General features: G+C 45.2%; 10 protein-coding genes and 1 pseudogene. 4 read left to right on the forward strand and 7 right to left on the reverse strand.

What is annotated here, in order from left to right; all coding sequences use genetic code 11:
* Positions 1-11: 11 nt before the first annotated feature.
* The gene (malT, locus tag LNL84_RS09080; RefSeq protein WP_244356905.1) at positions 12-2720 is read left to right on the forward strand and encodes an HTH-type transcriptional regulator MalT; all 2709 of its coding nucleotides are present in this window, start codon (positions 12-14) and stop codon (positions 2718-2720) included.
* Between the two features lie 289 nt (positions 2721-3009).
* Here the strand turns inward: malT and LNL84_RS09085 are convergent, their stop codons facing one another.
* The 3 genes from LNL84_RS09085 to LNL84_RS09095 all read right to left on the reverse strand — a co-directional run bounded on the left by LNL84_RS09085 (position 3010) and on the right by LNL84_RS09095 (position 4814).
* Entirely contained in the window at positions 3010-3561 is a 552-nt protein-coding gene (locus LNL84_RS09085; RefSeq protein ID WP_244356906.1) for a luciferase domain-containing protein, read from the reverse strand.
* Positions 3562-3603: 42 nt separating this feature from the next.
* Positions 3604-4278: a cytochrome b/b6 domain-containing protein gene (locus tag LNL84_RS09090; protein WP_244356907.1), complete on the reverse strand. Its 675-nt coding sequence runs from the start codon at positions 4276-4278 to the stop codon at positions 3604-3606.
* 71 nt (positions 4279-4349) lie between these two features.
* Complete coding sequence (locus LNL84_RS09095) at positions 4350-4814, reverse strand: c-type cytochrome (protein ID WP_244356908.1); 465 nt, start codon at positions 4812-4814, stop codon at positions 4350-4352.
* 99 nt (positions 4815-4913) lie between these two features.
* Between LNL84_RS09095 and LNL84_RS09100 the strand changes: the two genes are divergently transcribed.
* From LNL84_RS09100 to speB, 3 genes and pseudogenes are all read left to right on the forward strand, one after another.
* On the forward strand, positions 4914-5807 hold the full coding sequence (locus LNL84_RS09100; RefSeq protein ID WP_244356909.1) for a LysR family transcriptional regulator: 894 nt from the start codon (positions 4914-4916) through the stop codon (positions 5805-5807).
* Between the two features lie 193 nt (positions 5808-6000).
* Positions 6001-6234 carry a CG2 omega domain protein gene (locus LNL84_RS09105; protein ID WP_244356910.1) on the forward strand — a complete coding sequence of 78 codons (234 nt, stop codon included), beginning with the start codon at positions 6001-6003 and terminating at the stop codon, positions 6232-6234.
* A gap of 94 nt (positions 6235-6328) precedes the next feature.
* Positions 6329-7069: pseudogene (speB, locus tag LNL84_RS09110) on the forward strand (agmatinase); the annotation flags it as partial.
* Between the two features lie 123 nt (positions 7070-7192).
* On the opposite strand, the gene LNL84_RS09115 reads toward speB, so the two are convergent.
* From LNL84_RS09115 to LNL84_RS09130, 4 genes are all read right to left on the reverse strand, one after another.
* Positions 7193-9703, reverse strand: coding sequence for a BNR-4 repeat-containing protein (locus tag LNL84_RS09115; RefSeq protein WP_244356911.1), 2511 nt, complete (start codon positions 9701-9703; stop codon positions 7193-7195).
* A 126-nt stretch (positions 9704-9829) separates the two neighbouring features.
* Positions 9830-10291 carry a hypothetical protein gene (locus LNL84_RS09120; RefSeq protein WP_244356912.1) on the reverse strand — a complete coding sequence of 154 codons (462 nt, stop codon included), beginning with the start codon at positions 10289-10291 and terminating at the stop codon, positions 9830-9832.
* Between the two features lie 12 nt (positions 10292-10303).
* Positions 10304-10981, reverse strand: coding sequence for a DUF3313 family protein (locus LNL84_RS09125; protein ID WP_244356913.1), 678 nt, complete (start codon positions 10979-10981; stop codon positions 10304-10306).
* Positions 10982-11175: 194 nt separating this feature from the next.
* Positions 11176-11532 (reverse strand): DUF2147 domain-containing protein, encoded by a 357-nt coding sequence (locus LNL84_RS09130; RefSeq protein WP_244356914.1) that lies wholly within the window; start codon positions 11530-11532, stop codon positions 11176-11178.
* Between the last annotated feature and the right edge of the window lie 49 nt (positions 11533-11581).

Below are 11581 nucleotides of genomic sequence, written 5' to 3' on the forward strand. Positions count from 1 at the left end.
GGGAAGTGACCATGTGGATTCCTTCTAAGCTAACCCGGCCAGGCCGATTGCATAACGCTATCGTCAGACCACGCGTTTTAGACCTTTTGCAACAAGCCCCTTTTTACAAGTTGGTGCTTTTTCGCTCTCCTGCCGGCTACGGCAAGACGACGATGGCGGCTCAATGGCTATCCGACAAACCTAATGTTGGCTGGTACAGTATTGATGACAGCGACAACGAGCCATTTCGCTTTATCAACTACCTACTGCAAGCGATTAACAAGGCGACCCATAACGCCTGCCCCAACGCTCAAAAACTAGCAGAAAGGCGTCAATTCTCATCCATTCATAGCCTTTTCGGCGAAGTTTTCACCGAAATGTCTAATTATCACAACGAGTGTTTTGTCGTTCTTGATGACTACCACCTGATCAGTGACGAAGAAATCCATGAGGCCATGCGTTTTTTCTTAAAACACATGCCCGACAACCTTACCCTTGTGGTCACAAGCCGTGCAAACCCACCGCTTGGAACAGCCAATCTCCGGGTTCGCGATCTTATGATTGAAATTGGCAATGAACTGCTTGCCTTTGATTCAGAAGAAACCACACGATTTTTCAATCAACGCGTCACCGATGGGATTGATGACGAAACTGCCGACTCATTGCGCAGTTATGTTGAAGGCTGGCCCTCTGCCCTACAGCTGTTTGCTCTTCAGGCTCAACACCAAAAGCGCACACTGGCACAATCGGTAGAGACTATCTCGCAATTTAACCATGCACACCTTTGGGATTATTTAGTCGAGGAAGTGTTTGATCTGCTCGATCAAGAGACTCGTCAGTTTTTAATGCAGTGCTCGGTACTCGATCACTTCAATGAGAGATTGGTCAGCGCCCTCACAAACCGTGACGATGCACTCAGTATGATTGAATCGCTCAACCGTTTCGGTCTGTTTATTTATCCCCTTGAAGGCGAAAACCACTGGTTTAGATTCCACAACCTATTTGCGGAATTTCTGGCGCATGAGCGTAAAGCACGCATTCCACAGCAAGAACACGAACTACACCTCGCCGCCGCTGAAGCATGGCTTGAACAAAGCGTTCCTCATCAGGCTTTGCGACATGCGCAACTGGCCAATGATGGCACATTGATTGGTAAAATATTGCATGACTTTGGTTGGAAGATGTTTAATCAGGGGGAGCTGGCCACACTCGAATCTGCAATCAATATGCTCACTCAAGATCAACTCTATACTCAGCCAAAATTGTGCCTGATACAAGCGTGGCTTGCACAAAGCCAGCATCGCTACAACGATGTTGGAGAACTGATTGCAAAAGCCGATCAAGAAATGGCCACTCGTAATATCGTACTTTCCAAGAAAGAGGAAGGCGAATTTAATGCATTGCGAGCTCAGGTTGCTATTAACCAGAATGAACCAGAGCAAGCATTGCAGTTTGCCGAACTCGCGTTAAGTGAACTCGACCATTCGGTTTATCGCGGCCGTATTGTCGCCACCTCTGTGGTGGGTGAAGTCAATCATGTTATTGGCCAGCTCAGCCGAGCTCTGCCTATGATGCAACAAACCGAAAAGTTAGCGCGTCAATACCATGTTTATCATCAGGCACTTTGGGCACAATTGCAGCAAAGTGAAATTCTGATAGCTCAAGGCTATGTTCAGGCCGCGTACGAGCTACAAGACAACGCCTTTAAACTAATTGAAGAGCAGCAGCTGCATCAGCTTCCACTGCACGAGTTTTTACTGCGGACTCGCGCTCAGATACTTTGGTGCTGGAATCGTTTTGATGAGGCCGAAGAGTGCGCATACAAGGGGCTCGACGTACTGGGTAATCACTTACCAAGTAAGCATTTACACAGCTATTCAATGATCGCCCGTATTGCCGTTGGCCGTGGTGAGCTCGACAAAGCAACTAAATACATTGAACAGATCCAGCACTTGTTGAAGCAGTCTACATACCATGTAGATTGGACCGCTAACGCATCAATGTCTTTGATTCTATACTGGCAAGCACGTGGGGACAGTGCCGCGATTGAACAGTGGTTAGAAACGGCCACTCGTCCTGAGAGCGCCTGCAATCACTTCCTTCAGCTTCAATGGCGCAATATCGCCCGTTCACAGATAAACCTTGGTCTTTATGACGATGCGCGCGAAACATTAGCCTTCTTAAGCAAAGAAGCCAAAGCGTACAACCTGGTGACTGACTTAAATCGTAACCTCATTGTCGAAGCTGTTCTTCAAGTGCAGCTTAAGCAAGAAGACGCTGCCAAAGCACTGCTTAAAGAAGCACTTGAATTGACCAATCAAACCGGCATGATCGGCAACTTCTTAATTGATGGTGCAACTATTGGCCACCTTCTTGAAAAGCTAGTGAGCAAATCCGAATTAGGTGATTTGGAGCGTCATCGTGCACAGTTACTGATGAAGAACATTAATACCACGCAGCGCAGCCGCTCTGTGCACTTTAATGAAGAGTTTGTCGAGCAACTTGTGAACCATCCGAACATTCCGGAGTTAGTACGTACTAGCCCTCTAACTCAAAGAGAATGGCAAGTGCTTGGCTTGATTTATTCCGGCTTTAGCAATGAACAGATTGCACAGGAACTGGATGTAGCGGGTACGACAATCAAAACACACATTCGTAACTTGTATCAAAAGCTCAACATCGCCAATCGCAAAGAAGCGATCAGTACCGCCGAGAACTTGTTGCAACTTATGGGGTATTAGAGCCTTTCACTTTAAACTCGTAAACGCTTAACAAAAAGCCCCAGTACAACACCATTGTACTGGGACTTTTAATTCTGCATTGGATAACATTTTCCTTACTGCAGATTAATACGCCTGCCCCATAACCAATGAAACTGTCTTATTGAAGGCACTTTTATTATAATTGGAACCAAAGCTAATCGGCCCTGCACTCACGTACAACCCGACGACATCACTTTTTAAAAACGACAGGGTCTGCACCACTAGCTCAAATAAAGAGACACGACAACCTCTGAACATTCGTGGGTACTCACAAATCCAGCTCAAGATTTCTTCCGGTAACATAGTTATAGGATGCTACGATGAGTTGAAGAACAATCTTTAGTTCTTCTTCATTAACGGGTGTGTAGATCATCACAAATCCCTCCCAACCCTTTCTTTTATCAGCCCAGGGGTGATGAACCGCCCAGCCGCTCTCAACTGCTTTAACCGCTAATGCTGGCGGCAGAGAAGCATGCAGGCTTCCATCAGGATGGACATGGGCAAACTCTCGACCACCAATGATTGCATAGGGCTTGGCAAGTACAACATTGTCTGTTATCCAAAAACCCAGAGCACCCGGTAATGAAATCACTGTGTTACGGATCTCAACGTCTGGAATTCGCTCGATGTGGGTCAGTAATGCGGTTGAAATCACTGGGTCTGGCTCGACACCCAACTGTACATGCGGCACGCTGTCTGTCGTCGCAGGTATCGGTGTAGCTTTCGCTGGCAGGTGTTCTGTCTCAGATGCTGCGACAACCAGTGTCATGAGAGATAAAGCGAGCACAGGTAATGTACGCAGTATATTAACAATATTCATGTTTAGCTCCGCTATCAGGTAATAAATATTTTGCCGCACCGTCTATATGGGCAGGGACCACAACCAGGTAACCCAACCTGCAGATACCACAACTGCGAAAATTAACAGAGAAATGCGGACTTCTATTACAATTTTCTCGATGAGTGGAAGCGGTTTACGACCATGAACCATTGCAGCGATCAGTGGTTCCTTCAACACAAATTTATGAATCAGGACGGCGATGACGTGAAGTGCAACAATGATCTTAAGGCCAAACTCAAGCAAACGGTGGATAGTACCACCAAACTCTCTAAGATCAGCAGACACCAAGTGGTATAGAGGCCCATTCCAAAGTATGTCGTCCGTTGTCACCAAACCTGTAAGCGCTTGAATGCCTAGACCAACTATCATTGCTATAACCATAATAGCGCCGGCCGGATTATGGCCCGCATAGTGGTTTTCCTGGCCCTTAACTACTTTTTGAAGGTAGTGCAGGGCTTTACCTGGTGATCGCACGAAATTGATAAACCTTGCGTGATAAGAGCCCACAACACCCCAAATAAATCGGAACAGAATAAGCCCTGACAGCAGATACCCAGCGAGCATATGCAGCCTCATCCAATCATTACCAATTTCACCGCTGACGATCAGGAACAGAAACAAGCAAACCAGTGCCCAGTGAAATATTCTGGTTGGTACATCCCATACTTTGGTGAGTGAGTGTGGATTGTTTTCCATACTATTTCGCTCTCTATAATAGAATTTACTGGCATTGGTTTGACTGGTGGAGGCCATAAGCCTATCAGGAATTAATCGTCTGCTTTGACGAGCTTGTGACAGCCCTGACACGATTTACCCACCGCGCCTATGTTTTTTCGAAGTTCACTTAATCCGTTCCCTGCATTTAACGCAAGCGCACCAGAGGCTTCAATCCAAGCTCCATGTTTTTCTGCTACCGCCGGATACTCAGACCAAGCTTCAGGTTTGGCATTGGTTGAAAGTGCTGAGTTCGAATTGTCCGACCCCATTGGCCACATCGCACCATTATCCATTTGGGAAGCAGCATGAATGTTTTTAGCTAACGCTTCGGCCAGCTTTGCATCATATTCGCGGTTGCCTTTAGCCATATCACCAAGAATGCCAAGGTTAAATTTCACCATCTTCATAAATGCCTGACGCGCTTCTACTTCCGCTTCAAACGGCTCTGCTGCCAATGCGTTATTACCAAAAGCCAGCATCAATACCGAACAAACAGTAACAATGATCCTTTTCATACTATGAACTCCATATTCGTCCTTGCTAGTTGTTATGTTTACTATACCCGTGCTAATTTGTAGGTAAATTCCTTAATTAAGCACAGCGGATTTGCAAAAATGCACAGCATTCGATGGGATGATTTACAGTATGTTTTAACTGTTGCAAACGAGGGCTCCGTCTCTGCGGCCGCAAGGTCTCTTGGGGTCAATCACAGTACGGTATTACGCCGACTAAACGCATTTGAACATCGTCATAAGTTACGTGTGTTTCATAAGCTACCGACTGGATACAAGCTCACACTGGAAGGGCGACAATTACTCGACTCTGCACTCTCGATTGAGTCGACCGTAAAAGCGCTGGAGCGTAGGGTTTTCGGTCAGGAAATGAAATTGGAAGGGACATTGCGATTAACAACAACCGACACACTACTGCACTTAGTCTTATTCCACCATCTGGCTAAATTTCATCAACTCTATCCACGAATTCAGATTGAACTGAATGTAACCTCTCGCCAGCTAGATCTTTCGCAACTGGATGCAGATGTAGCCATTCGCCCCGCCAGAGAACTACCAGAGTCACTCATGGGGGTCAAACTCTCCAGCATAACGTTTGGAGTTTATGGTTCACCGACCTATATCAACAGCCTTCAAGGTAAACATCCATTAGAGTCAGCAAACTGGCTAGGAATCAGCTCAGCAATGATACAAGGGAGTGCATCACGACAAATATCAAATAACATTCCCGATGAACAAGTCGTTTTAAAAGCTGATTCCTTTGAGCCTCTTGTTTTGGCTGCGGAGCACGAAATGGGGCTGGCTTATCTGCCGTGTTTTGTCGGAGATTCTTCTGCGCGCTTGCAGAAAGTGGATATGGAGGTTAAACACAAAGGGACAGAACTTTGGATGATGGCGCATCGTGACCTAGAAAGCTCTGCCAGAGTAAGAGCCTTTTTCGACTTTATGGAAGAAGCAATAAAGCCAGAACGAACTCGTTTGGCAGGATTAAGTTAGTAAAAACAGTACTCATAAGTACTTATCGACAATCCAAACTTTCGCCTTGATCTTATTCTAGCGCCACGGGTAAAACCCTTTATTCACAATAAACGACCTAAACTCTTTTACCTAATGGCGCGAAATGACAAGTTCTTCTTCGCAAACTATCTAAACTACGCCTCATCCAATTTTTCCATGAGGCACAAACACCATGCGTAACCTACTTCTGATTCTCGCTGCACTTCTACTACCTGTATCAGCAAGCTATGCAGACATCTCTATCAAAACAGATAACCTTGAACTTAGCGAAGACTGCGTCAGTTACGAGTCAAAGCGTGTAAAAATTGAATCGGAAGAATGTGATAGCAAACATCATAAAGGCAAGAGTAATCGAAGTGTTCACGGAAAAGATAATCCAGGTAAGGGACATGAAAAGAGAAAATAGCGGCTGTAATAGCGATCACTGTTCGTCGAAGTGGTCGCAACCAATGACAATGTTGGCTTAATGGTTGACTCGGCGATAAATAGAACCCAGCAGCGCTTCGGTTAACCTAGCTTGGGAAGGTAAGAAATTCCCATGGGATTTCGACGTTTTCGACAAGGCCAAAGTGATCGACTCAGGCGACCTAGTATTTGATATCGGAGATGCTGAAGACTTCACTTACCGTTTGGAAGCCGCAACCAGCGAGATTCTAACAAGCGGTAAAACTATGCTTGCTCTTGGTGGTGATCACTTTATCACTCTACCGATTTTGCGCGCGTACGCCAAACACCATGGCGAGATGGCATTGATTCACTTCGATGCTCACACGGACACGTACGCAAACGGCAGTAACTACGACCATGGCACTATGTTCTACCATGCGCCAAAAGAAGGTTTGATTTCTGCCAAGCATTCGGTGCAAATTGGTATTCGTACTGAGTACAATTACGACGACCACGGTTTTAACGTAATCAACGCTATGCAAGCGAACGATCAAAGCACAGAAGACATTGTGGCTCAGATCCGCAACATCGTTGGCGATAGGCCTGTGTATATTACCTTTGATATTGACTGTTTAGATCCAGCGTTTGCTCCTGGCACCGGCACTCCGGTTTGTGGTGGTTTGAACTCAGACAAAGCCCTGAAAATCATCCGCGGCCTTGCGGGGATCAACGTGGTCGGAATGGACGTCGTTGAAGTCTCACCTCCTTACGACCATAGCGAACTAACAGCCCTAGCGGGCGCTACCATCGCTCTTGAACTACTCTACCTATGGGCAATCGAAAACCGGAAATAGTAAACGCGCTTAACAGCGACCACTTAATTCAAAGTGGTCGCTATGATAAAAGTACCGCCTCTTCATTATCTCACAGCACGTAAAACCTATTACAACGAAGGCCTTCAGTATCTCTTAAAGCACTCACCACTTTAAACTGAGTGTAGGAGGGTTGGCACTTTCTTCACTATTGAGCTCCGAAATCGCACCCGTTTGTTCGATGTTTTCAAGGATAAAACCAACATATTTGCTACCGATATGAGCGTTGACAAAATCAGTAACGTTGACCGTCAGTTCTCCCGTTTGCACAATAGAAATCCTGCTCACTTCTTCTTCTGGGAGCGGTGCAGTATCCCAAGTAACGTCGCTCTCATCCCAACTGTGATCGCTCGTACCATAGATAACAATTGGATTAACATCCGTGGTTGCCAAAACATTAAGGGTCAAAATCACCTCGCTCGCAGTATCGGTCAATGATTGAATATCAAACTTCAATAATGACTTTCTTGACCAATCGAGGTCCTGATCGCCTTTAACTTGCAACTTCGCTGAATTAAAGTTCTCAGATGAGTATAAACCATCACGCACAAAAGCATCTTCAATAGGGGTCACCACTGAGGTTTGCTCCGTTTTTAAGGAAGTTGACTTAGCTCGGATTTGAACATCATCTATAAATACATCGTCTTTATTTCCACTCGCATCACATCGGAATCGAATTTTCATATTGCTCGGAAATGCAAAATCTTCTTTACTGAGCTGAACCGTTTCTAGATAAGACTGTTGATTGTCAAAGTCGCCTAAATGCCAAGCCTTAACAACCTGCCAACTTAATCCATCGAAATACTCAAGCACAAAGCCTTCGCTGCTGTTATCCATACTATGGGTAATGTAGTGAAACGATACTTCGAGTAAGTCATACTCCGGTGTCGCCACATCAATTGCAGATGTCAGCTCAAAACTGGATGCTAATCCAGAATTATCTTGAATATTTACCGAAGATATACCAGAACTAGCGTATTGAGATTTCGAAGACAAAAAGGCGTCATTACCGCCTGATTGGTAGACGCCCCACCCTTGCTCAAAATCTTCAAAACTGAGAACAGTCCAATCACTCGGTTGGGATGGTTCCGTCACCGTCACTGTCTTAGCCGTTGTGCTCGTTGCTCCTTTGTCATCCATCGCCACTGAACTGATCTCATAGCTACCAGCAACCGATGGAGTCCAATCTACCTTATATGGCGCACTGTCAACCAAGGCAATCTGCTCACCATTAATCGAAAAGCTCACTTGCACTACAGAGCCATCGACATCAGTCGCATCAGCGGTAATCGCTACAGTGTCACCCACAACCAAATCATCACCAACTGTGGGGTTCGTAATAGATACCTCTGGTGCCTGATTTTGTATTTCTGGATAAGTTACTTTATACAGGCGTTTATAGTTGATGTAGATATCAACGTTATCCGCAATTTTTCTGACCTCATACGGCTCTCCGCTGTCACCAAATTGATGATAGAGAGGGAAAGTAACACCTTGATCTTCTGATGAAATAACCTGGGCAGAGCTATAACCTCTAAAGTAAGCGTTGAGCAAACCAGCCGTGAAACTCATAGGCACATATTCATGGTTACGAAGCTCACCATGATTATGACTCATTTGCCATTGGCCGCCATCCCAGTAACTAAAGCTGACTTGATATTCAGGGCTAAGCTTACTGTAATCTGGCGTAATATTCTTACCAAAGGCGATAATAGGTTGTTGAAGACCATTTAGAGTAACATGCGCAGTTTGCAATTCATTGGTTAAATCATCCCACGGCATCTCACCGGGATAGAACAGATCTGCTTGTGGAGAATCCACTTCAATGGGCGGTGTGAGTTCATTGCCCGAAGCATTGAACAAGGTACGACCATCTACATTATATCGAGCATAGGTGCCGCGTTGATATGTATTATCACCGGAATGTCTCTGCGACCAAACCGTCGCAATATGGACGTTGTTATTTGCATCGGCAAATAACTTACTCATGTACGCATTTTTGTTAGCTTGACCTTTAATTTGAATCATTGACCAAGTATCTGTCGCATTATCGAAGTGGTACAGATCTTGTTTCTCGTTTTGTTGACTTTCCCTGAGACGCTCACCATCCATAAATAAGCCAGTTCTTCGGGCTACAAAGACCACATCACCGTTTTCAGTTGCGACCATCGCAGGATAAGTGTAACGCTTCTCCTCTATCCCTTGATCGTTATAGCCTGGCATGAGTGTGGAGTGGTCGGTGAAATTTTGATAATCACCAGGAGAATTTGAACGATAATACTTCAACTTGTGATTATGCATGCCAATCAGAACATGGATGAAACCATCTCCATCAACCGCGATCGCAGACTGGTTATGTGAAGAGTCATCAAAGCCAATAGTATCAAAGAGATCACCTGACTTCACAGTCTCCCCGCTAACTAGGTTATAGTGGGTGATGCGCCCCTGATAAGTCGTAGCGTCCGTGTACAATACGTATACATCATTACCGCTCACTGCCAATGATGGTTGTCCCTTGGTTGAATCAGCATACAAGCTAAGTTGTTCGACAACCGGGTTTGCCGTCGCCAACGCGCTTGTCAGCAGTGTAGTGGATAGCACTATATGATATTTCACTTAACATCCCTTTAATCATAAATTTTTGTGATCTTAAGAGACAGAACAGTGTTTCGCCTACCAGGATTCCACGAATTTGGACTAAGTGTCACAGTGATTTAGCTTGGTCGTCGATAATTAAAACCCCTACTGGCTGACTCTACGAGATATCGAGCCCAGCAGCGCAGAAAAACACACCAACACCATAGGTAAATTAATCAGCGCTCCAGGTGCATCCCCCGCGGTCACCACTGGCTTATACATGCCAATCGCTAGTCTTCCTGCGTACTCGACAATCATGATGATGTACATCAGCGGAATTAAGCTTCGGTAACGGATAGACACTAATAGATAGATAAACGCAATCAGCAGCTGCGATAACCCCCACAATGCAAAGACCCCAACAATGGTGGACGTCGCCCCAGAGCTAAACGTATTTAGTGGGATAGTAGCAATACTTTGCGCGCCACCATCTGCGGCCAGTAAGTGATGCTGACTACGCCATAACGTGACAGCCGTCAGGAAGTAAAACAAATATTGGCTAAGCTTTGCGCCTTGATAGTGGTTATCAATGACTTTAGGGAAAATAGATTTAAAAACAAAACTCATTTCAACCTTCCTTTATTGAGTGTCAACAGGATCTTGGTTCAGTAACGTCTGCTCCAGTTTATTGACCCATAATCTTAGTATCTTGCGAATTTCTTCTTCTGGATCGAGGATATTGTCAAAACTTTTATCACCTGCAACGATATCAATTGCAGAAAACAGCGGCTCACCACTTTTACTATCACTTATCAGTACTTCGACTCTGGCGGTTGTAACGTTAGTATGCTCCCCAGTGGTAAGCATAGACGCATATGAAATCGCTAACCCGATCGGTAATACCGTACTGGTTGTCGCCAATATCGAGTTTGGTGTCGATACATTACTCAGAGCAAACTGCACTGTTAAGCCACTCTTTTGACTACTCAACTCAGGGGCTGACGTGGGTGATTTATAGGCACCTAGAGTATCTTTGGCCTCCGATTCAAGGTAATCAGCAAAGGCTCTTAGCTGAACCTCGTCAAACTCAGAACCCTCAACTTCCAGTCTCGTTGGAGCGACATAAAAACTAGAGTACGTAGAAAATTTGTCTTTTAATGTCCCTTTATCAACGTATTTTTTCGGTATCCATACATAGCGCCATGAGGCTGGGTTATTCGTCGCATGATATTCAAATTCATTGCTCTTGGAGCGCTCTGGTGCCATGCTGCACGCGGTTAATGTTACTAAAAGTCCCATCCAAATGAGTGATCGCATCCTTCTTCCTATAGATTGCTGTCCAATATAGTAGCTACTCTAACCTAACCTCATCTTCGGGTAAGCGCTCATAGAACGAATGGGCATAAATCTGGCGTGAAATGTCCATTCAGAACTGGTCATTGAGTGTCACCGCACCTTTGCCATTTCCATGCTCACAAACCTCCAAGTTGACACGTATCGCGACAACAATTTCATTCAATGCGTGTCCAAATCATGGTTTTCGAAAAAAATCCGGCTGTGACCTCTATCTGCAATGTGTTATCCACGGGCTTGATCTCCGCATCATAGTGTTTCGCTTTCCTAATCGCGTACACTTTGCCTTCATAGCCATCTGGTACCTCTACTATGGCCGACAATAATTGCTTACCTTCCAACTCCGGCTTTAACGGAGCGCTTGTCACGACTCCCTGCCATTGACCCGATTCAGTTTGGCTAATTTCAATTTGTGTGGACTTATTTTCTGCCAACCATAAGCCTTCAATCGAGGCCGAATTGGCAAGCGCCGTCATCGACCATAAGGTAAGAAAGAATGTGACTAATATTTTCATTGTAAAGCCTTGTTTAGTTTAAGATCGTTTCAAAAAGGGAGAGTGACTA

The organism is Vibrio gelatinilyticus (genome assembly GCF_022836845.1).
GTDB lineage: Bacteria > Pseudomonadota > Gammaproteobacteria > Enterobacterales > Vibrionaceae > Vibrio > Vibrio gelatinilyticus.

Bases quoted from the DNA above. Each gene is read 5' to 3' on its own strand.
- malT (WP_244356905.1), top strand. From the start codon at position 12: ATGTGGATTCCTTCTAAGCTAACCCGGCCAGGCCGATTGCATAACGCT.
- LNL84_RS09085 (WP_244356906.1), bottom strand. From the start codon at position 3,561: ATGAATATTGTTAATATACTGCGTACATTACCTGTGCTCGCTTTATCT.
- LNL84_RS09090 (WP_244356907.1), bottom strand. From the start codon at position 4,278: ATGGAAAACAATCCACACTCACTCACCAAAGTATGGGATGTACCAACC.
- LNL84_RS09095 (WP_244356908.1), bottom strand. From the start codon at position 4,814: ATGAAAAGGATCATTGTTACTGTTTGTTCGGTATTGATGCTGGCTTTT.
- LNL84_RS09100 (WP_244356909.1), top strand. From the start codon at position 4,914: ATGCACAGCATTCGATGGGATGATTTACAGTATGTTTTAACTGTTGCA.
- LNL84_RS09105 (WP_244356910.1), top strand. From the start codon at position 6,001: ATGCGTAACCTACTTCTGATTCTCGCTGCACTTCTACTACCTGTATCA.
- LNL84_RS09120 (WP_244356912.1), bottom strand. From the start codon at position 10,291: ATGAGTTTTGTTTTTAAATCTATTTTCCCTAAAGTCATTGATAACCAC.
- LNL84_RS09125 (WP_244356913.1), bottom strand. From the start codon at position 10,981: ATGCGATCACTCATTTGGATGGGACTTTTAGTAACATTAACCGCGTGC.
- LNL84_RS09130 (WP_244356914.1), bottom strand. From the start codon at position 11,532: ATGAAAATATTAGTCACATTCTTTCTTACCTTATGGTCGATGACGGCG.